The organism is Paracoccus ravus (assembly GCF_004522175.1).
Taxonomy (GTDB): Bacteria; Pseudomonadota; Alphaproteobacteria; order Rhodobacterales; family Rhodobacteraceae; genus Paracoccus; species Paracoccus ravus.
Genome location: NZ_SDEB01000027.1, coordinates 17,271 through 35,699, shown reverse-complemented (window position 1 = coordinate 35,699; position 18,429 = coordinate 17,271). Strand labels below are relative to the sequence as shown.

General features: G+C 57.8%; 21 protein-coding genes and 1 tRNA gene. 18 read left to right on the top strand and 4 right to left on the bottom strand.

Annotated elements, in window-relative coordinates; translation table 11 throughout:
• Nucleotides 1-128 precede the first annotated feature (128 nt).
• The 4 genes from phaR to ESZ60_RS17155 all read left to right on the top strand — a co-directional run bounded on the left by phaR (nucleotide 129) and on the right by ESZ60_RS17155 (nucleotide 2,538).
• On the top strand, nucleotides 129-719 hold the full coding sequence (gene phaR, locus ESZ60_RS17170) for a polyhydroxyalkanoate synthesis repressor PhaR (protein WP_134681945.1): 591 nt from the start codon (nucleotides 129-131) through the stop codon (nucleotides 717-719).
• A gap of 43 nt (nucleotides 720-762) precedes the next feature.
• Nucleotides 763-852: transfer RNA gene (locus ESZ60_RS17165), tRNA-Ser, on the top strand.
• Between the two features lie 101 nt (nucleotides 853-953).
• Nucleotides 954-2,162: a tyrosine-type recombinase/integrase gene (locus tag ESZ60_RS17160; RefSeq protein ID WP_280634010.1), complete on the top strand. Its 1,209-nt coding sequence runs from the start codon at nucleotides 954-956 to the stop codon at nucleotides 2,160-2,162.
• Nucleotides 2,163-2,319: 157 nt separating this feature from the next.
• On the top strand, nucleotides 2,320-2,538 hold the full coding sequence (locus ESZ60_RS17155; RefSeq protein WP_134681943.1) for a helix-turn-helix transcriptional regulator: 219 nt from the start codon (nucleotides 2,320-2,322) through the stop codon (nucleotides 2,536-2,538).
• A gap of 26 nt (nucleotides 2,539-2,564) precedes the next feature.
• On the opposite strand, the gene ESZ60_RS17150 is transcribed toward ESZ60_RS17155, so the two are convergent.
• Nucleotides 2,565-2,801, bottom strand: a complete 237-nt coding sequence (locus ESZ60_RS17150) for a helix-turn-helix domain-containing protein (protein WP_167620206.1) — start codon at nucleotides 2,799-2,801, stop codon at nucleotides 2,565-2,567.
• A gap of 182 nt (nucleotides 2,802-2,983) precedes the next feature.
• Here ESZ60_RS17150 and ESZ60_RS17145 point away from each other — a divergent pair, with 182 nt between their 5' ends.
• The 5 genes from ESZ60_RS17145 to ESZ60_RS17125 all read left to right on the top strand — a co-directional run bounded on the left by ESZ60_RS17145 (nucleotide 2,984) and on the right by ESZ60_RS17125 (nucleotide 8,768).
• The gene (locus ESZ60_RS17145; RefSeq protein WP_134681941.1) at nucleotides 2,984-3,595 is read left to right on the top strand and encodes a helix-turn-helix domain-containing protein; all 612 of its coding nucleotides are present in this window, start codon (nucleotides 2,984-2,986) and stop codon (nucleotides 3,593-3,595) included.
• Between the two features lie 218 nt (nucleotides 3,596-3,813).
• The gene (locus ESZ60_RS17140) at nucleotides 3,814-4,098 is read left to right on the top strand and encodes a hypothetical protein (protein ID WP_134681940.1); all 285 of its coding nucleotides are present in this window, start codon (nucleotides 3,814-3,816) and stop codon (nucleotides 4,096-4,098) included.
• 549 nt (nucleotides 4,099-4,647) lie between these two features.
• On the top strand, nucleotides 4,648-5,394 hold the full coding sequence (locus ESZ60_RS17135) for a hypothetical protein (protein ID WP_134681939.1): 747 nt from the start codon (nucleotides 4,648-4,650) through the stop codon (nucleotides 5,392-5,394).
• A gap of 98 nt (nucleotides 5,395-5,492) precedes the next feature.
• Nucleotides 5,493-5,870 carry a hypothetical protein gene (locus tag ESZ60_RS17130; RefSeq protein WP_134681938.1) on the top strand — a complete coding sequence of 126 codons (378 nt, stop codon included), beginning with the start codon at nucleotides 5,493-5,495 and terminating at the stop codon, nucleotides 5,868-5,870.
• Nucleotides 5,871-6,095: 225 nt separating this feature from the next.
• Nucleotides 6,096-8,768, top strand: coding sequence for a DUF3987 domain-containing protein (locus ESZ60_RS17125; RefSeq protein WP_134681937.1), 2,673 nt, complete (start codon nucleotides 6,096-6,098; stop codon nucleotides 8,766-8,768).
• Between the two features lie 375 nt (nucleotides 8,769-9,143).
• On the opposite strand, the gene ESZ60_RS17120 is transcribed toward ESZ60_RS17125, so the two are convergent.
• Nucleotides 9,144-9,968, bottom strand: coding sequence for a hypothetical protein (locus ESZ60_RS17120; protein WP_134681936.1), 825 nt, complete (start codon nucleotides 9,966-9,968; stop codon nucleotides 9,144-9,146).
• A gap of 717 nt (nucleotides 9,969-10,685) precedes the next feature.
• Here ESZ60_RS17120 and ESZ60_RS17115 point away from each other — a divergent pair.
• The 3 genes from ESZ60_RS17115 (at nucleotide 10,686) to ESZ60_RS17105 (ending at nucleotide 13,925) form a co-directional block, all read left to right on the top strand.
• Nucleotides 10,686-11,063 (top strand): hypothetical protein, encoded by a 378-nt coding sequence (locus ESZ60_RS17115; RefSeq protein ID WP_134681935.1) that lies wholly within the window; start codon nucleotides 10,686-10,688, stop codon nucleotides 11,061-11,063.
• A gap of 858 nt (nucleotides 11,064-11,921) precedes the next feature.
• On the top strand, nucleotides 11,922-12,620 hold the full coding sequence (locus tag ESZ60_RS17110; protein ID WP_134681934.1) for a response regulator: 699 nt from the start codon (nucleotides 11,922-11,924) through the stop codon (nucleotides 12,618-12,620).
• Nucleotides 12,621-13,925, top strand: coding sequence for a sensor histidine kinase (locus tag ESZ60_RS17105; protein ID WP_134681933.1), 1,305 nt, complete (start codon nucleotides 12,621-12,623; stop codon nucleotides 13,923-13,925). It abuts the gene before it with no gap.
• 343 nt (nucleotides 13,926-14,268) lie between these two features.
• On the opposite strand, the gene ESZ60_RS17100 is transcribed toward ESZ60_RS17105, so the two are convergent.
• Nucleotides 14,269-14,880 carry a hypothetical protein gene (locus ESZ60_RS17100; RefSeq protein ID WP_134681932.1) on the bottom strand — a complete coding sequence of 204 codons (612 nt, stop codon included), beginning with the start codon at nucleotides 14,878-14,880 and terminating at the stop codon, nucleotides 14,269-14,271.
• Nucleotides 14,881-15,374: 494 nt separating this feature from the next.
• Here ESZ60_RS17100 and ESZ60_RS17095 point away from each other — a divergent pair, with 494 nt between their 5' ends.
• Nucleotides 15,375-15,743: a hypothetical protein gene (locus ESZ60_RS17095; protein WP_134681931.1), complete on the top strand. Its 369-nt coding sequence runs from the start codon at nucleotides 15,375-15,377 to the stop codon at nucleotides 15,741-15,743.
• Between the two features lie 210 nt (nucleotides 15,744-15,953).
• Here the strand turns inward: ESZ60_RS17095 and ESZ60_RS21710 are convergent, their stop codons facing one another.
• Nucleotides 15,954-16,088, bottom strand: a complete 135-nt coding sequence (locus tag ESZ60_RS21710; protein ID WP_280634009.1) for a hypothetical protein — start codon at nucleotides 16,086-16,088, stop codon at nucleotides 15,954-15,956.
• A 5-nt stretch (nucleotides 16,089-16,093) separates the two neighbouring features.
• Between ESZ60_RS21710 and ESZ60_RS17090 the strand changes: the two genes are divergently transcribed.
• The 5 genes from ESZ60_RS17090 to ESZ60_RS17070 are packed head-to-tail and all read left to right on the top strand — an operon-like array spanning nucleotide 16,094 to nucleotide 18,395.
• Nucleotides 16,094-16,798 (top strand): hypothetical protein, encoded by a 705-nt coding sequence (locus ESZ60_RS17090; protein ID WP_134681930.1) that lies wholly within the window; start codon nucleotides 16,094-16,096, stop codon nucleotides 16,796-16,798.
• Nucleotides 16,789-17,220: a hypothetical protein gene (locus tag ESZ60_RS17085; RefSeq protein ID WP_134681929.1), complete on the top strand. Its 432-nt coding sequence runs from the start codon at nucleotides 16,789-16,791 to the stop codon at nucleotides 17,218-17,220. The genes ESZ60_RS17090 and ESZ60_RS17085 overlap by 10 nt, the downstream gene beginning before the upstream one ends.
• Nucleotides 17,217-17,774 carry a hypothetical protein gene (locus ESZ60_RS17080; protein ID WP_134681928.1) on the top strand — a complete coding sequence of 186 codons (558 nt, stop codon included), beginning with the start codon at nucleotides 17,217-17,219 and terminating at the stop codon, nucleotides 17,772-17,774. The genes ESZ60_RS17085 and ESZ60_RS17080 overlap by 4 nt, the downstream gene beginning before the upstream one ends.
• Nucleotides 17,771-18,103 (top strand): hypothetical protein, encoded by a 333-nt coding sequence (locus ESZ60_RS17075; RefSeq protein WP_134681927.1) that lies wholly within the window; start codon nucleotides 17,771-17,773, stop codon nucleotides 18,101-18,103. Before ESZ60_RS17080 ends, ESZ60_RS17075 begins: the two co-directional genes overlap by 4 nt.
• A complete protein-coding gene (locus tag ESZ60_RS17070; RefSeq protein ID WP_134681926.1) occupies nucleotides 18,093-18,395 on the top strand; it encodes a hypothetical protein in 303 nt (100 codons plus the stop codon). The genes ESZ60_RS17075 and ESZ60_RS17070 overlap by 11 nt, the downstream gene beginning before the upstream one ends.
• Nucleotides 18,396-18,429 lie beyond the last annotated feature (34 nt).

Genomic DNA, 18,429 nt, shown 5'->3' with positions numbered 1-18,429 from the left:
ACCGCCCCTTGCCATGCCATCCCTGCCTGCCACCTCGGCGCTTGCCGCGTCTTTTTGCGCTGCGGCGATTTTCTTTGCATTTTTGCGGCTGATTTTCCATCATGCTGCCAATGCATTACGGAGGGCCCATGGCCGGGATAGACAACACGTCTCCGCTTTTGATCAAACGCTATGCAAGCCGCCGCCTCTACAATACCGAGACGAGCGACTATGTCACGCTTGAGGACATTGCAGGCTTGATCCGGGCCGGCCGCCAGGTCCAGATCGTCGATCTGAAAAGCGGCGACGATCTGACGCGACAGTATCTGCTTCAGATCATCGCCGAGCATGAGGGACGGGGTGAAAATGTCCTTCCTCTCGAAGTGCTGACGGATCTGGTGCGCAGCTATACCACCCAGGCGCAATCCGTCGTGCCGCAGTTCCTCGCCGCAAGCTTTGAGATGCTGCGCGAGGGGCAATCCAAGATGTTCGAAAACCTCTCGACCTTTCCGAATCCGATGTCGTCGATGCCCGGTTTCGAGGCCATGCGCCGCCAGCAGCAGATGTTTCTCAAGGCGATGGCTTCGGGCTGGGGCGCGGCAGGATCTTCTGGACCTATGGCAGAAACGGATGATGATGCCGCGGCGGCGCCATCCTCGCGCGGCTCATCGGGAGGCGAGGATATGGAAGAAATACGCAGGCAGCTGGCCGAGTTACAGAAGCGGATTTCCAAAATGTGACGTCTTGCGCCCGTCTCGCGATCAGGCTAGACGGGGCCGCAACGGACAGTTGGCCGAGTGGTCGAAGGCGCACGCCTGGAAAGTGTGTAGGCGGGGAACCGTCTCGAGGGTTCGAATCCCTCACTGTCCGCCATCTACCTGCCCAATACGGGCCAATAGGTAGAAAAACCCAGCAAATACAGTAAAAACCTGTCCATCCTGTCTGGATTACGTCCAGCTTGTCGCGCTACTTGTGTGGGTCTGTGCAAGGGTTCGGAGGACGCATTGCCCCGTGGTGCGATTCACAAGCTGCCGTCAAACATCGTCAAGACCGCCGAGGCGGGCCTATTTGCTGACGGAGGCGGATTGTATTTGACGATCAAGCCGAGGTCCAAAAGCTGGTCCTTCCGATATTCCCAGCCGGGCACCGGGCGCAGGCGCGAGAAAGGTCTAGGCAATGCCGATGACCTGCCCTTGGCAGTCGCGCGCCGTAAGGCAGCCGAGTTGCGCGAACTGGTCGCGCAGGGTGTGGACCCGCTGGGGGCACCCGAGCCGCCCAAGCATGGCGCAGGGCGCGCTATCACCTTCGGGCAAGTATTCGATCAATTCTACACGGTGAACTCGCCGGGATGGCGGCACCCAAAACATGCCCAGCAATGGCGGAATTCAATCGGCACCCATGCCGCCGAACTGGTCAAGATGCCGGTGGCCGAGATCAGCACGGCTGACGTGCTGGCCTGTCTGATTCCGATCTGGACCACCAAGCGCGAGACCGCGCGCAGGGTGCGGGGGCGCATCGAGGCGGTGCTGGATTACGCCGTGGCGCATGGTCACCGAGAACCGGGGCCGAACCCCGCAAGCCCCGGAGTGATTCGGCAGGGCCTTCCCAAAACCAAGCAGGTTAAGAAGAACTTTTCCGCCGTCGCCGTCGCAGATGCGCCCAAGGTCTTTGGGATGATCTGGGAGCGCCGACGTGAAGGTCAAGGCGCAGCGGCCTTGGCCCTGCAAATCCTCGGGGCTTTCCGGCCCGGTGAGGTTCGGGGCCTGCGCTGGGATGAGGTGCAGCCTGACATGATCGTCATACAGGGCGAACGCATGAAGGCTGGCCGCCTGCATCGGGTGCCGATCACCGCACCCATGCGCGAGTTGCTGGAGCGCGAGAGGCTGGCCGAGACGGTCTTTTTCGGATCGGGCGGCAAGCCTCTATCGGACAACACGTTGGCCGCCTGTCACGAACGCATAGGGGTGGAGGAAACCTGCCACGGTTGGCGCAGCACCTTTCGAGAATGGTGCGCCCAGAACGGCTGGTCGCGCGATCTGGCGGAACTGTCCATTGCCCATAGCCTTGCGAAAACCGCCGTGGAATCCGCCTATTTGCGTAGCACCGATCTGCTAGACCAGCGCCGCCCCCTCTTGGAAGCATGGGCGGCCTTCCTGCTGGGCGATGAGGAACAACGGGCTTGATTGGCTAGGATTGGACCGGCTAGGCTGGCTGCACTCGGAACGGGGCCACGGTCCCGAGTTTGAAAAGGCCGCCTGACCAGCCGCCAGCCGAGCGCGGCATACATGGTCCCTCAACGCGGGCAGGGAAGCCCGCCTGACCTGTATGCCGAGATGCACCATGCACGACGACGACACCGGGGCCGCGCTGCCCTCTGACCGCCTGCTGACGACCCCTAAAGCCTGCGCTTACCTTAACGTGAGCCGCCAGACCCTTTACCGCCTGCACCAAGCCGGGCACTTCCCTTGCGTGAAAATTTCTGCCGGTTTGACGAACTGGAGGTTGTCCGACCTGCGCGCCTATGCCGACAGCAAGACCCGCCGAGTGCGGCAGGAATAGAGGGCAGCGCAATGCGCTGCCTTTCCTCATTTCTGGAACCTGACGCCCGATCCGCCTTCGGCATCGGCCTCAATGATGACGATGCCCGCGCGTTTGATTGTCGCCTCAATGGTGGCAATCGTGACCGCCCGACCGGGCGGGATGCCGTTTGCCGCTTCGATCTTTTGCAAAGCATTACGGGACAGGCCGGTTTCGCTGGCGAGTTGTTCCAGCGACCAGCGCAGAAGGCCACGGGCGGCACGAATTTGGGGGCCGGTGATCAAGGCGCAATTCCTCTCAATTCGCCTTGTTTTATGCACAAAAACCCCCGGCAGGCCAAGGGAATTATGGCCTATCGTATTACTATGGAATCACATGACTCCAATAGGGATTCAAATGATGGTAATTTGACCACGAATCAGGTTGGCCCGGTGCCCGCCGTAATACGAACGCAGGGACCGCGCCTATGAACTTCGCGCTGATACAGGTGGCCTTTGACAGCGATTTGGACCCGCGCGAACGCATTGTTTTGCTGGCCTTGGCGAACCATTGCCAGAAGGACGGAACCACCTGCTACCCGTCTGTGCCACGGTTGAAGGAAAAGACCGGATACAAGGACCGATCCGTGCAGGGCGCGCTGATCGCCTTGGAGGAACAGGGCTACATCACCGTCAAGAAGAACGAGGGGCCAAACGGCAAGAACCTCTACATTCTGCATGGTGACCCCCGCAAAGTTTGCGGGGGCGCAGATTCTGCGGAGGCGCAAAGTTTGCGCGAAACCCCCGCAGATTCTGCGCAAAACCCCCGCAAATCCTGCGGGGGAAATATAAAGAAATATAAAGAAGGACAGCGCGGGCGCGCGAACGCCTCGCCCAAGCCGGGGGCCAGCGCCTCTGACGACGCGCCCCCGGCACCTCGGGAACTGCCCGACATGGCAGCCCGCCAACGCCTCATTTCCGAGATGACCGGCAAGGCCACGGCCCATCTCACCTCGCACAGAAAACCGGGGGCAGGCCCACGGCCCAGCGACCCGGCACCCGAAACCACCGACCACCCCGAAAAGGAAACCACCGAATGAATACCAAGACCCTCGCCCTGACCCTCGGAGCCGCTGCTGTGGCCGCTGGAGCCGCTTTCTGGGCCTATGCCAGCCCAACCCCCTAGGAAGCCTTTCTGACGGCCTGTGAGGGCGTCCTGAAAGATCGCCTTAAAGCCCCGGCATCCTATCGCCGGATCGAGGCCAGCGCCCCGCGCGTATTCGACAGCACCTTTGACCAATACCGGAACTATGACCTTGTGCCCGACAGGAAGGCTGGCGACGAGGAACGGCTTTCGATGGGTGGCGAGGATGCCCGCAAGTCTGACGAGATCACGCGCAAATTTCACCAAATGGCCCCGGCCATGCAGGAGTCGATCCTCACCTATACCGCGCAGAACTCTTTCGGGGTGCCGATGCAGTCTCGCGCGATCTGCCGGGATGACGTTTGGACGGACGCCACGAAGGGCAGCATCGTCGGTCCTTCGATCAACGGCTTTACCAAGCTGGATTGGCTGACCTATCAGGCCACCGGAAAGCCCTGACCCCCAAAACGCTAACGGGCCGGAGTGGCTAACGCTTCACTCCGACCCGCCATCGCGCATTTTGGATGCCCAGCCAGATTACCCGATCTGAATAGCACGTCAAGCCTTTCCATTATCCTACAGGACCGCGCTATTCCGGCGCGGTCCTTTTCGTATTACGGTCAGCCCTAAATAAACCAGCCGTAATACGGAATTGAAATCCTGTAGGGTAACAGAATGTATGGTTTGTATGGTTACAGGGTTTACCGGGACTGGTAAACCTGCGGAGGTTCGCACCGTAATACGGTAAGTGTCTGGTATAGAACCGTATTACGGTTTCTCTATATTGAGGATGATGGGCCTATCTACGGTATGCAATGGTATGCCTAGACTCAGCTTGACTCGATAAACCGGCGCACCATACCGTGAATTACGAAAGCCGCCCCTCTGGCAAAGGGCGGCTTTCTAAAGGGCCGTTTGCTGGACGGCTAATAGGAATCTAGGTCGGTTCCTTTTTCCCGTCCAGCTTAAATTGAAGGATGCCGGAATATGCCGGTGGAGGGGATTAAAATGAATAACGTCATCCGACGCCCCAAAGGCAAAGACCTGACGGAACTGGCCGGGATGCTACGCGAAGCAACTGGCGTCCACGCCCAAGAGCGCATTCGCTACGCCCTCCAAGCCGGGGCGATCCTTTCGGCAGGCCGGGCAATCTGCGAGTCACCGGATTGCGGCATCAAGGGCGACAACCCCGATGCCCGCTTTGGCCGGTGGGTCTCGGACATTATGTCCGACACCCTTAACACGAAAGCCGCGCATCGCTATCGCACCCTTTATGAAGCCTTCGGGCATCTGTCCATTGCCGAGGTGGCGCGCATCGGCTTGACGAATGGTTACAGCCTCGCGCTGGCACCCGAAGAAACTCGCGCCGAGGTCATCGAATTTGTTCAAGGCGGGGGCAGCATGACCGCCTCGGACGCGCGCAGGCTGGTGACCCTCCAGACCAAGACTGACCCAGCCCCAGCACCTGCTGCGAAGGCCGCGCAGGTGATCGAGGATGCCGTGATCATCGAGAGCGCGCCCGAACCCGCCGAGATGCCCCAGACAGCCCCAGCAGGCGAACTGGAGGCGCTGCGGGATGAGAACGCGAGACTGGTGGATGAGAACACGAGACTGCGGAACGCACATGGGATGCTCTGGGATGAAAACTCGATCCTGCGCGATGAGAACAAGAGGCTGACCACTCTCTACACCGAGAAAAATATCTCAAGCTGGAGCGTGAACGGGACGGTTTGCGCAAGAAACTCGAACGCCTGACCGAGGAACTGGACGCCCTCAAGGCAAATCCTGATCGAGTGGACGCCGAACCGCAAACAATCGCCGCGCGGCGCGCGATCTGAACCAACGGAGGAACCATGACCGAGGAAATGCGCGTCAACGGCATCCTTGTGCCCGAGCATCTGCGCGAAAGCACCGCGCGTATGATCAGAACCATATGCAATTTTGAAGATGATCCCATCAGGAAAGCGCATCTGGCCGGCATCATCGGGCGCATCTGGCTTCGGCTCAATGCGGAGGACCGCGCAGATATACAGGACTTCTTCATCGAAGATGATGCGTTGAACATCATCATCGGGCGCGGGGAACCCGACGAGGAATTCTGCACAACCGCACTTCGCATTGCGCGTAAGGCTGCACCTATCTGGTTGCGGGCTGGATATGGCGGGATTGCAATCCTGAACATCGGATTTTGGCCGTTGCTGGAATGGCCTTCGATGAAAGGGGTGATCTGATCTGACGACCGATCCGGGGCTGGCACCCCCGGCGCAGCGGTCCTGCGAAATCAACCTGACAAGCCCCGAGCAACCGAACGAACCGAACCCTGAAACAGGAACGGCCCCCGGAAAACCGAGGGCCGCACTAGGTCGGAACTGCGAAAAGCTGAATTCCCGAGGACAGGAAGATTTTAGCGCGGTTCCGGCCTTCAACGCAACAACTCTGCGCAAAAGGCTACGCCAATGCTGACTATCCCCGAACAACCCACCAATTCCGGCAAGATCATCATCACCCCGAATTTCGAGGTGCTGCGCGCGGTTCTAGGTGAACGCGCCAAGCTGCGCGCCTTCCTATTGTGGAAGCTGGTGCCGAGGCCCGGCACCCCGAAATTCGACAAGCAGCCGATCAACCCGGAAAGCGGGGAACCGGAAAGGCCGAATAGCGCGGAGGCCCGCGCGGTGCTGACGCTGGATGAGGCCGAGGCCGCGATCAGGAAACTTGCCAAACGCGGCATGGAGCGGGGCTTGGGCTGCCTGCCCAAGCGGCTAGGGTTGGCCGGTCTGGACTTTGACGATGTGGTGCTGACGACCGGCAAGCTGATGGGCTGGGCATTGCCCGCGACCCAATGCAGCTATGCCGAGATGTCGCCATCAGGCCAAGGCTATCGCGTCCTGATCGAGAACCCGCCCGCCTGTTTCGAGGAAATCAGCAATGGCTTGGAGCGCGGTTCCTTTGGCGTCTACGGCACCAAGGCCAAAAAATTCCTGACATTGACCGGCGCGGGTGCGGTTCGGCCCATCGGGGAAATCCCCTTGGAGGTTGCCGAGGCCCTGCGCGAGAGGTGGCGCGTAGCCGGGGTGCGGCAATGGACGCCGGGCGAAAGGGGCGACGGATACCCGAGGGGCGCAGAAGGGCTGGAGGTGGCGCTGGAGGACGTTGTGAGCGGGGCTGCGCTACATCCTGCCATCATGGCCGCAGCGGTGCGGGCGGCCCGCCTGATGCCGCTGGATGAGGCCCGGCAACTGGTGCAAGGGGCCTTTGACCAGAGCCGGGCACGGATCGAGGAACCGGAACGCTGGACCGCCCGCGCGACCTCAGTTGAGAGGGCTTTCGCTTGGGTGGTGGAGCGAGGTGGATACCGCGCCGAAAGCATCAGCGACGAGAAACGGGCACAGGTTAAGGCGGTGGTGATCAGTTTCAAAGCCGCGCGCGAGAAACTGGAGCAACAGGCGCGGGATACCGTGATCGAGGCGGAGGACTTCGACCCCGAGGACATTGGAGTCGGGCCTTGGACCTTGCCGGGCACAATCTTTGCCGATCCTGTGGAGATGACCGAGCATGAGGCGCGCGAAATCCAGATCATGCTGGGCTGCCGGTGGCAGTACATGGGAAAGGATGGCCGCCTGATGCTGGAGGTGATGCGCGAGGATGCAGGGGCCCAAGCTGCGCGAGATGAGCGGTTCCCCTCTGATCCCGTGGACCTCTGGGGCAATTTCGAGCCGCCGGAATTGCCGCGCGGATTGCTGCCGCAGGTGATCGAGGACTATGCCCGCGCGCAGGGTGAGATGAAGGGCGTGGAGGCGGGCGCATTCGCTATGGCGGCCTTGGCAGCAAGCGCCGCCGCGATCCCTGACTCGGTTTGCGTTAAGGTGAAGCGCCACGACAACTGGACGGAATCCGCGCGTATCTGGGTGCTGCTGGTCGGGCCGCCAAGCGCGCGGAAAAGCCCGGTGATCAATACCGTCATTCGCCCGCTGGTCTCGCTCAATGAAAACGCGATCCGCCACAACAACGCGGAATGGAGAGCATGGGACGCGCTGGATAAGGAGGACAAGGCCCGAACCCCGGAACCGCGCAAGACGCGCCTAATCCTCAATGACGCCACGGTAGAGGCCACGCATGAAATCTTCGCCGGATCGCCTAACGGGGTGATCCTGATCCAGCACGAAATGACCAAGTTTCTGGGCGATATGGACCGATACCGAGGCGGAAAGGGAGGCGACCGAGGATATTGGCTGCAAACCTATGATGGCGGAAGCTATGCGGTGGAGCGTATCAAGCGCGGTTCGGTGCATATCTCGAACCTGAGCGCGTCCATGCTTGGCGCGGTCCAGCCTGAGCCTATCCGCAAGCTGACGGCAGAGTCGGTGGATGATGGGCTTATCCAGCGCATGTTGCCGGTCCTGATGGCCCCGGCAGGCGACGATCAGGACATTCCAGCCGGGACTGAATCGGAAGCCTATCACGAGGCCGTCGCCTGCCTGTTTCATATCGAGATGCCGGAAGATGTGGAGGCGCTGCGCTTTGATGACAGGGCACAGGCGATCCGGCACGCCGTCGCCAAGGAGCATGCGGAATTCCAGGCGCTGGAGCAAATCAGCCCCAAGCTGGCCTCGCATATCGGCAAGTATGATGGCCTATTCGCCCGGCTATGCGTGATCTGGCATTGCGCGGAATATATTCAGAACAAGCGCCGTCCGGTAAACCTGCCGACCACCATCACCGGCAGGACGGCAGAGCGCGTGGCCGACTTCATGCGCCAATTCATCCTGCCGCAGGCATTGGCTTTCTATGGCGGCACTCTGGACCTGTCAGGCAATTCCGACCTGATGGAGGCGGTTGCCGCCCATATCCTGACCAAGCGCCTAGAGCGCGTCACCATGCGTGGTCTCTCAACCTCGATCAGGGCCTTGCGCAAGGTGGATAGCAAGACCGCCGAGGCGGTCATGGATAACCTCGCGCGGTTCGGCTGGATCGCCAAATCCGAGGCGGTGAGATCGGACTCGGTGGCTTGGGACGTGAACCCGACCGTGCATGACCTCTTTGCCGAGCGGGCCCTGATCGAGGCCGCGCGGTTGGAGGCTGCCCAGAAGGCAATGAGCCGGGCCTTTACCCAGCGGAGGAAAGCGAAATGAGGGCAAGTGCTGACAGTGCTGACAGGTTTTTTACACTGTCAGCACTTGGGGCCTGCGATAGCCGCGCGCAGGCCCTTGATAAGTCGAAAACAATCCCGCGCGGGGTGGGAAGTGCTGACAGCGCTGCTTGCGCGCGATTAGTGGCTATCCACTCTCTTTTTTCTCTTATTCCGCACTTTCACTCGCGCGCGCGCAAGCAGCACTGTCAGCACTCGCCAAAATGCTGGGAAATCTCGCTTGATACTGATCCCTGACGATTTTGCGCGTCAGATGGAACGCACCACCGGTTCTCCTAGCCGCCATCTTGGCCGAAGGGACCAGTGGCCCGATATCTAATTTGCGAGTGGTCCAGATCAAAGATGAATATGTTGGTAATTATGGCTGTGTTATGGCCTTTGCCTTCCCAAAAGGTGCAAACTCTACCTCTTCTACCTTGACGTTATCGACATAGAGTATCGTGTTATCATCAAAGTCGAATATCCAAATCACCAGCTGCAGCCGCTTCAACGGTAAGTTACTAACCCCATCAATTGTTTTTAACGGAAAGTTTTGAATGGTATTCGAAAATGCAGGGGCGGAAGTGCTCAGTTCTATGGTGCCGCGTTCTGATTGCCTTATCAGCCATCTAAGCTTGATCGGAGCGCCCTCGGTGGAATAGCTTGTCATTCCCGTTCCGGCACAACACCAAGTACCGATGTTCCCTTCGTCTATCCCGCCGACGAGCTGATGAGAGTACAGGCTGCCGATGCTTCCACCGCCGCGATATCCCCAGACGGAAAACCCACCCAGATAGCTACCTGGACCACTTTCCCCAGGGCTGGAGTTCTCTGCCCGAATACCCACCCAAACCTTCCCTGAGCCAATCAAGCGTATGTCAATGCCCCCTCGGACTTTGACGCCAGGCTCAGTGAAAGGCTCGGTATAAGCAAGAAGCACCTGAGCATTCTCTCGAATACCCTGATTTCCGCCTCTTATTGTCCGTACTTCATTGCCAATCCCAGGCGTCATGACCACACGTGAGGTGGCAAACTGAGATGTCCATAGTAATGAATCATCTGGGGGATTTGGATCTGGGGTAATCACGGGTTTATTGCCAACAGGTTCGGAATCGAAATTCTGCTGAAGCTTGGGTGTCGTTTCACAAGCGGCGGTGAATGAGATCAATGTGAGGATATATAGATTACGAAAAATGGCCAACATTTCACAGACCTCCGCGATGTGGGGCAGAGCAATGTCAGGACAAATCTAACTCTTGCGATAAATAAGGCGAAGAATCTCGATTCGCATCAAGGAATATTTCCACATAAGGGCCTTCGTGCTTGTGAGATCGGCAATAATCAGACTTGGTGTGCTAGGTCATCAGCCGTCTCGGCCGATGTGTAGTAATCGGCGGGGATGGCTTCGCGCAGGACAATGATGTGTGCACGAGGGTCCTGTCGACCATCTGACAACTTAGCGCAGAATTGGCGTTTGTGCATATCGTGCAGACGCGAGTTCTAATACCCAATGCTCTGATGGAACGAGGGGCGATTGTCCATGGACCATTGGCCTCTGAACAATTCCCTGACGCGCTAGGCCGCCCCCGCACATTTCCCGCCAAATCCCCGCCGCCTCCCTTCCATCTCGCGCAGCCATGCTAGGCTTACCCCCGTTCCAAGGCAGGGACATTGGCCCGGATCGCCTCGCGCGGTTCGGGCTTTCGCTTGCCGCCCCGCAACGCCCCCAAATCTGAGTCGGTCGGAAACCTCCCGCGCCGCCGTCCAACCACCAACGGTGGACGGACCCGCCCGGCTGTCGCTGCCCTCACGCCTCGACCGTAGCAGCCGTCACCCCTTCGACCCCGCCGCGCGTTGGCAGTCTTGACCACCTGCCCGCGCGGAGGCGAGACTCGACCGACACCGAACCAAGGACCGCACCATGCCCCTTACACCGGAAGCCAAGATTTCCGCCCAAGTCGATATGGTCTTGCATGAGGCCCGGCTTGCCAACCAGCGCCAGCGCAAGCAGGACCGGGCCGAGGCCATAGCCCGCGAGACGCCAGACGAGCGAGTCCGTCGCCTCTGGGCCGAGGCCCACGCCGGTCTTGATAAGGCCACCCACGCATTGCACCGGCTCAACATCGAGCGCCAGAAATGGGATGCCCGCCCGCGCGAGGTCATTTACGGAGTCGAAATCCGCAATCCGCCATTCCCTATTGATCCCAAGTTTACCGCGCAGATGCGCGGCATCTCTACCCGCGCGGAACTGGCAATCCGCGAACTCGGGATGGATCAACAGGCCATTGAGCCAGAATGACCACCTCGACCGTAGCGGCTGTGGCCCCGTGCCCGGCTGGTCCTGCTGGTCCTGCTGGTCGCGTGACTGTGCGAATGCGAGGACGACAGGACGTTGAGAGGATCGAGAGCGGAGTCGATGTGTCACAAGGTCCAGCGTCCTTGGTGCAGGTGGTGCCCCGGTCCTGCCGTGCTGGTGGCCCCGTGACAATGTGAAGGCTTGGCTAGGTCACAGCCCCCGGTCTTGGTGCTGGCTGTCAACGTGTCACTTGGTCCTGCGGTCTTGGTCCTATGCCCTTGCCCTCGATCATCGTAATGCGAATCGATTCGTATTCCGAACCTGATTCGCACCGCTTCACCCCAGTTACCCCCCGGCCCGGTCAAGAGACTACGGGGGGTGTATTACGTTTTTTCGGAACGGAACCCCAAGGACCGTGCCGGGGTCCATTCTGAAAATTAAAACCCCGCCCAAAAGCACCCGACACCTTCGCCAAACGGTTGCCAGTCGCAATACACTCTGGACTCGGCATTTCTGATCGGTTCTGCCCGCAACTAACCCGGTCGGCACCCGATCTGGCTAGCTTTCTGCCTATCCACTACACCTCAGCTCGCGCTCATCGGCAGCAATGCGGACCTCGCTACCATTCCTTGCGCACGCTTTGTAAGGCACCCGTTGCACGTCAGCGACAAAGGGGCCTGTGGTCACGGCTCAAAGTTAAAGATTTGGTCCACTGTCTTTCGCAACTAGAATGCCGTTGATCCGACCTAGCCCGAAGCTATGTTGGTGGAGAATCGACGAGATTCGTCGCCAACAGCAACCCGTGCTGCCTCTGCAACTGGCAGTAAAGAGCCACACACGGCCCCAATAGCAAGTCAATCAATGATAGAAGCTGCAAAACGTCTAGCTTTGAACTCCTACAAAGTATGCGACGACATAGACACGCGAAAGATCCACGGATTTAAGCCACCAATACAACAAAGCAAGCGCGCCAGAATAAAAATCGCGGTGATTGACGATCAACCTTTCGAGGCTGGCAGTCTTTTAAGGAATTATGGGTATGCTATTGAGGAGAAGGGCGACGTCAAGAAGCTAAGCGAGATTGAGGAATACCCTATTATCCTTTGCGACCTCATGAATGTGGGTATGTTTTTCGATACGGATGCTCAAGGAGCATCACTCATTAAAGAAATTAGACGAAACTATCCTGCAAAATATATTGCAGCGTATTCAGGCGCCAGTGCTACATCAACACAGGCACAAAAAGCCAAGCAACACGCAGATACATTTATCAAGAAAGACTCGGAAATTGAAAGTTGGGTCGAGAAACTCGATGACTTGATTTCCGAGGCAACTGACCCGCGCAATGTCTGGTTGCGAACTCGCGCTGCGATGATAGCTGAAAACATTGATACGAAGACTATACTCTTACTCGAAGATGCATACGTTAAGTCTATTCAGAGTCCCATTCCAGACCTAAGTCGTGTTCGAAAGATTATCAACGAAGAAAACATTGCATCAGCAGCAAAGAATATTGTCCTTGGCTTGGCATCCTCTGCCATTTTTGAAGCTTTAAAGTGAATGATTGAAAATTACATTGTACCATGCTTGATCGATAGAGCTGACGAACTGAAATTTTCGGATGGGCTTCTCTTTAAGCTGCATGCCGAACTGGGCGGCGTTGCGAAAATTCGGCAATATGCAGCTCAGACGCGGCTCGGTTGGCACAAGATAGATTTTGAACATTGGATGTATATACACAAAAGTGACGAACTCGGTTTAGTTCGTTTCATAGGTCTACTCCCATCGGATTCGAAGCCGCGAAAATTAACGAACACTCCCCTCCCATACACCAAAAATGATTTCGAAAATTACGTTCAAAGTCTTGTCGATTCAGAGAGACAGAGGCACGACAGCATAAAGGATGAAATCTCTCTACTCATCCATGACTTGAGAAGGTTCTCCAACTCGATATACCAAAATGCGGTCGCAACTAAAAAGGCTTTATTTGAAGGGGCGGGCGAAGAAGCTCTCATAAAAATAGAGAATACGCTTGCAGCCCAAGCGATGCTGAGTATACGCACCGACATTCTGGACCTCGCAGAAAGTCGAGAAACGCAGCTTGACGAGGATAAGGTCCCAGTTTATCGGAAGTTTGATAAGGTCGTAAAAAGTTTTCAGCCAGGAAGTCTGCTGAAAAGAATAGACCTGAAGATTTCTGGATCATCCCACAGCCTTATCTTGGGGCCAGACTGCGTCGAGATCATCGCCTACATTTTGATTGATAACGCCATCAAGTATTCTCCAACAAATCATAGTATCTCAGTAGAAGTTGCTGAGGTCGATGGCAGCGTTGACATCTCGATCACCTCGCTTGGTCCAATAATCGGCCTGGATGAGATGGAAGCTATATTCGAGAAAGGCTTTAGGAGCAAAGCGGCACGGGACATCGAAGCAAGTGGCACAGGCTTCGGCTTATATTTGGCCCGCTCTCTTGTATCTCGCTTCAAGGGTGCCATTTCTGTGGAGCAAACTGGCAACGCGATAACTACCGTAAAGGGTGTCTATAGAGACACTGTTTTTAGAGTTAACTTCCCAATATACCAGAGACTGGAACGCCCGGTTCATACTCATCAGGAGAGGAAGGGTCCGGCGCAACAACTTGTTCCACCGCAACGACGGGGCTCCAAGAGCGGTACGAAGGCTAATGCACCTGCTCAAAGTCCATTGCCTCAAGCTTCAGTTCGGAAAGTTCCACCGAAACTACCAAATGACCCTCTGGCTGTTAGAAAGGAGTTTTCAAAGTCAGATCAGAATCGTGACATCAAACGGAGTAGATGGAAGAAGCGAGGCAAGTCCCCAATCAACTCCGAGTCAAAAAAATAAGATTCCCTGAGGTGGAGGCAATATTCTGCCATCGAACCTCAGAAATGCACGAGTCTCCAATTGAATTTGCCTAATTTTCTAACGTCAGCACGTGGATTTCGCTGAGGCGGGTCTGAATGTCTCTGATGGCTCGAATCTTATTATATGTCCAATGAGAGCGGCGGTGAAACCTAGCGGTGTCTAAGCCGGAAAGAAGGGCCGTTGCAGTCGAGGCAAATGGATTCTCACTCTTGTGACATGAATGAATCAGTGAACGGGAACCGATCTTTCGCTGCGCGTCTCATAAATGACCGAGATCGCAGCATCAGCACATAAAATTCAATTGCCGTTTACTTAGTTCAAACTATTTTTTCAGCTGTTCTGCCAGTGCTCTACCCAACCGCAGAACGGCTTCTCGATCTGTCCCCATAATTTCGGTATCCGCTTCATTTGCCGAGGCAATTAAGATATCCCTGTAAGTTATGCCTTTATCAACTACCATGTAAGACTGCAAGTCGCATAATCCTTGGAGATGCATAGTTAACCGTGCGTCAAATTGCTCGAAGTGTGAAGCGCCGCTGTCCAGTTTTTGAAGGAACTCCGTCCTTAAGGCCGTGATGTATTTTGATGCTGGAGTAATGTCGCGGGTTCTCAATGAAAAGTGAGCGCGCTCGAATATCGCCAGAAGTTCTGAGCAACGAATCAGGCATGACTTTCGTTTTCGTCGAAAAAAATCAATGTCTTCTGCATTTATTTCACTTACAGGTTTTTCTGCAATCCGGATCATATCTTTGCCTAAGTAGAAGAAATCTTCTTCCAATTGCTTCTGGCTAACAAGGATCCACGAGGCTAAGTCGTTGCGAAACGCGGCCCATTTTTGTTCAAATATCCTTGCCGCAGATCGTCGCACAAACCACCCGCCAAGCATTGAAACAACGACTAGAGTTGCGATTATGCCAATGAGTTCCGAGGTCAAGTTTAGGATCATGTCGTCTGAACTAATGTAATCCCACGCATTATCGATTATCCGTTGGGCGTCATGTTTTATTGGTTCTGACATCCGGTCACTCTTAGGTAGCTGAAGCCAACGCCGTTGGAATCAGGCAAGGGCGGCTTTGTCAATGGTACTCCAAGTTAAGTTCTACGCTTGTTGTTAATAATGGAAATGAAGGCTGCACCTGAAACATATAGACGCACGGGCCGATGGCAGGTTTGGGCCACGCCTTCCGTCGCACTGCGACACTCGGACTATCCTGCCGCTTGCCCTAATGTCTGGAAGGGCCAAAGCGATTTTTCGTTTTTCCGCGATGATCCAGATACTCAACGAAATCACGACGACAATGTGAGAAACGCAGCACCCACTCGACCGAGCGCGCGGTTCTGACGTGTCCTATCACTCTTTCCGATACTGACCGCACCCGCGCCCGATGCGTCGCACCTCGACCGCCCCCAGGATTAGGAACCGCGCATATGGGCCGCCATCCTTCACCGCATTTCACTTGGACTGCCGACGAATGGATTGCGCATTGGCGCGCGAACCAATGGGATTACAACCGAGCACCGGCCCAGCTTCACCGCGATGTGGCCGCCTGTATTGCGGCCCGCACCGAGGACCGCGTGACACTGTATTACGCTTTCGCCCGGCTGGCTGCCGCCATCGCCGCCCTCGGTGCGCTGGAGATCAGAAACAGGGCCACATTCGGGTTGCCGGTTTCTGACGATGATCGCCGCAACATGCTGGCATGGGCCTCCGACATCCTCGCGCGGCCTAATCCTGATGCCGCCGACCTCTGGTGTAATACATCAACGGAAAAGGGCCGCATTGGGCGGTTTAGATAGCCCCGATCGTAATACACTTTTCCTGTATTTTCATTGCCTTGACTCATTTTATCCGCAGGCGCAAACTGGTCTGGACGTGACTCAAACCCATGAGGCCCAGCGATGACGAGGCACCTTCGAGACACCGACATTGACGCCCGTTCTTTCGGGCTGGCACTCGCCGTCACGCGCTGCCGATCTGCAATCATCGCCATCGAGAACGCATTGGAACTAGCTGCCGAACTGGCTGCCGTCCTGCCTTGCCACGATGCCCGAACCGTCGCCGCCGATCTGGAGCGCGACTTGTGGACCCTGCGCGACCTCGCCCAGCATCTCGACCGAGAGGCCCGAACCCCATGATCGCACGAAAATTGAGCCGCCCGGTTTTCGGCTTCTGCAAAGGCCGGATCGCGTTGAGCGCGGCGTATCCCAGCATCCTTGGCCGCGTCGTGAATAAAGCCGCGTTGGACCTGCTGGACCGCGTTGGCAACCTCGATCCCGACGCCGCCCTTGCCCGGCTGCGCGACCTGCAAGCCGACCTTCGGACCCTAGAGGATTTGGTGCGCTGCGCCGATAAGGCAGCCAAAGACCTCGACGCCGCCGCCCGCGCCTTGGCTGGCGAGGATATTCTGGACGGAGGCAAGGCCACCACCTGCGCGATGGAAGCCCGCGCGACCTTGGAATTCTTGAACCGCCTCGCCCCCGATGCCGACAGATCATCGGTCGCCGCGACCATCGAGCGCCTGCGCAAGGCAGCCCATGCGATGAGCGAATCCGCAGACTCCGCGTATAAGCGCGCCTCGGAAATCCGCAAACACCTCGGATATGCCACCGAGTCCGCGTTGGCGCATCCCGGTTCCAATCCGACCGCCATCTTGCAACGGTTCGATTGCAGCCCCGTCACGAAAAGCCAGATCGACTCCGCGCTGGCTGCTGGGGCCTCGGATGCCCGACTGCGCGAGATTTGCGCCGAGGCGGCCCAATCGAGGGTGAAGGCTGCGCGGGCTGAAAAGAGGTCGCGGGCTGCAAGGGTGGTCCATGAAATCGAGCGAGCAGCGGAGGCCGCGTGGCAATGACCGACTTGGAAAACGACCCTCGGATCGTGAAGGCTAAAGACCTGCGAAACCGTTGGTGGGCGTGGAAACAGAAAGCCCCGAATTCCCCTCTCGCGCGCCTCAATGCGTGGGAACTGATCGAATTTGTGGAAGCCAGAATCGTGGCCTTCTCGGTTCGGAATGCGCACGACATTTGCAAGACCGTCCGGGCGGCGCAGCTTGAGACTCACGCCGAGGTCGCGCGGACACTGGTGGAGGTGAAAACCGAACTCGAACGCAAGCTGGCCGTGGATCAGGCAGGCGAGGCGGTTCTGGCTTGTCATCTGGCAAGCCTCGATCAGCTTTGCGCCGACCTGACGGAAAAGCGCGCAGAATTGACGGAAGGCGTGGCCGAGGGCCTGTTGGCTGCAAGCCTGCGCGTTGGCCGGGGGGCACCGGCATGAGCGCCATCGCCCTGCACGAAATGCGGCATGTTCTCGCCCTTGGTCCTGCCTTGATCGAACTAGGCGTGACCCGCCTCGAATACGACCTGTTGCGGATAGTGGTCTTTGCCGATGGCGAGGAAGGCGCGGTGGCGCTGGCCGAGGGCCACGGCTTGCCCGAACCTCTGGTCAAGCAGGTGCTGGCACTGACCGCGCTGGGGCCTCTGGCTGCCCTGCCAGACGGTCCTGCGCGCTTGGCCGTGGTCCCGATGGACGAATTAGGCAGCAAGCAACACCGCGCCTCTATAGCCGCCATGTTGTCGGATGCCGATTTGGCCTTGGCTGCCGGTTGGAGCGGTCCACCTCTGACGCCGGGCGTTGTCCTACGCGCGGCCCAAACCCTCGACCAGAGGATTGGACTCAGGGGCCGCGCCCGGTTGGTCAAGGCCATCACCACAGCCACGCAGGAAGCCGCAGGAGAGCCACTTCGCTTGCCTGCCTTCCTACCCTTCCTTGAAGCCGAGAGGGCGCTACGAGCCGCCCGTGAGGCCCTGACAGCAGGAGTCCCGACATGACCGACCAACCGCACTACGCCATTGAAGATCGCGCCGCCATCGCCGCCGCTTTTTCCCGCTTCCTGCACCTGCCGGAACGGGAATTCGTGCAATGCACCCTGCGCAGCCACTACAACCAAAGTCAGTTTCGAGACCTGCGCCTAGCTGCCCGGCGCGATCCGCACAGTGAACAGGCCAGCACCGACATGATGCTGGCGAAGCTGGGCGACGATCTGGAATCCATGCTGCGCGATCTGGAAAAGGACTTTGGGGGGATCACCTGCCGGTCGGTGGAAGCCTTCGCCCAGATGCTGGTCAAGAATTGCCGCGTGAATATCTATGACAACTGACTCCTTTGCCGCCGTGCTGGCCGAACTTGATAGCGTCTGGTTGCGTATTACGAACCATCGGCCTTTTGTCCGACCCTTGTTGCGGCACGAAATCGAGGCCACCGAGACCGCGCTGCCTGCCGGTGCCGAGGGGCTGGTTTTGGTCAGGATGGGCGAGGATGGAACCATTCACCGGCATTGCGCCGCCGTGACTTCCGAGGCGTTGATGGAATGCGGAATGCCAAGTGCTAAGAGGCTGGCCGCGTTGCTGGAGGCCGACGCCGAGGCCGCGCGGGCGCGGAGCCTGAACTGACGGCTTGACCGGCTGGAATCCGTGGCGCTAGGCT